The organism is Vibrio sp. Vb0349 (genome assembly GCF_033338975.1).
Genome location: NZ_JAWOTS010000340.1, coordinates 1 through 1,160 on the forward strand (window position 1 = coordinate 1; position 1,160 = coordinate 1,160).

Annotated in this window: 2 protein-coding genes; both read right to left on the reverse strand. The window is 49.1% G+C overall.

Going from position 1 to position 1,160, the window contains the following annotated elements; all coding sequences use genetic code 11:
- A partial coding sequence (locus R7Q47_RS25680) for an alpha/beta hydrolase (RefSeq protein WP_318090187.1) occupies positions 1-514 on the reverse strand: 514 nt, incomplete at its 3' end.
- Between the two features lie 77 nt (positions 515-591).
- Positions 592-1,160 (reverse strand): RpiB/LacA/LacB family sugar-phosphate isomerase (locus R7Q47_RS25685; protein WP_318090188.1); only part of this gene is annotated, 569 nt, incomplete at its 5' end.

A 1,160-nucleotide genomic window follows, 5' to 3' on the forward strand; every position in this document is an offset into this window, starting at 1 on the left:
CATCTTGAAGAGGATAAATATCCAATGCGTGACTCGTCGCTAAGCTCGCTGCAACGTGTCCGCCAGCCGAGAAACCTAAAACACCAATCGATGATAAATGAGACGCCAAAGGCAACTGACGCACCAAACGCATTGCTCGCTGCGCGTCCGCCAGTGGCGTCCAAGCTCCAAATTCATGCCCTTCATTTGGCATGCGATAGGTCATCACAAACACGGTAAAACCTGCTTGGTTCAACACGCGTGCGCTGTCCGCCCCTTCTTTATCCACCGAGACTCGCTGATAACCGCCACCGGGCATCAATAAAATACCCATCCCGTTGGATTGCTCTGGTTCAAACACGACAATTTCGGGATGCGTGATGTCAAACACAGCGCGATCTGGTAACAACTCGTTCGGATTTCTTTCTTGATAACTTTGCACCAGATGGGAGGGGATTTGAGGCTCAGACCACAAAGGCAAAACGAGATGCTCAGGAAACCAAGTCTGTAGTGAAGTAATCGGCGCAACGTGCATGGCATTCTCTCCGGCTTAAAAACAAAAAAAGCCAGCACAATGGCTGGCCTTAACCTATTTCCCGATAAAATGAGGGCTTAGTCTAGTAGCGACTTCACATATTCTGCAATTTCAGGTACTTGGCAGTGCGCGAAGAAACACTCTTGGAATTGCGTGCTGCCTACTGCAGTTTTCACTAGCTCTTGGTCGATAGCACGTAGACCTTCAACCACGTCTTTTGCTACCGCTGATTTCACGTTGTTTAGGATAGCTGCGTTCGCTTGCTGAGGTGCTGCTCGCTCAATTGGGTAACCTTCGCCGCGCTTGCCTGTGAACGCTTTTTCGAAGATGTAACGAACGTTCAATTCACCCGCCCAACCAAAACCTTTCGCAAATGCTAGAGAAATCGCGTTGCCGTTATTGATTTGGTTGAACAGGAACGCGTCTGATGGCTCTAGGCAGTAACCACAAACAACGCCAGGGTGTAGGTTGCAAGACATCAATGCACCTTGGCCAGTACCACAACCAGTTACCACGAAGTCCACAGCTTTTGAGTTCAGCAGAATGCTCGCCATGATACCTAGGTGAATGTAAGTTAGGTGATGGTCGTTTTCATCCGTCATACCAACGTTGAAAACATCGTGACCAAGGCCACCTGCTACTGAGT